We start from the raw sequence: 260 nt of genomic DNA on the forward strand, positions 1-260 counted from the left end.
AAGTGTGTTTGCTCACTCCCCGCAGCTTATCGCAAGCTACTACGTCCTTCATCGCCTGTAATCGCCAAGGCATCCACCATGTGCACTTATTCGCTTGTCCCTATAACGTTAGCCTCTTCATTCTTTCGAACGAAAAGAGCGCTACAGGGATAAGAAAGTACAACGTTGTTGCTTGTTTGTTGATACATACAATCATTACCCATCGATTTACCTTTTACGGCAAACCGATCAATAAATAATCTTTACTTCTTCCAGATTGT

At 42.3% G+C, this 260-nt stretch carries 1 rRNA gene; it reads right to left on the bottom strand.

Features of this window, described 5'->3' with window-relative positions:
- Positions 1–100: ribosomal RNA gene (locus MRBLMS1_RS21950) — 23S ribosomal RNA — on the bottom strand; the annotation flags it as partial.
- Between the last annotated feature and the right edge of the window lie 160 nt (positions 101–260).

Source organism: Massilia sp. LMS1-1-1.1 (genome assembly GCF_040815535.1).
Lineage (GTDB): Bacteria > Pseudomonadota > Gammaproteobacteria > Burkholderiales > Burkholderiaceae_D > Janthinobacterium > Janthinobacterium aestuarii.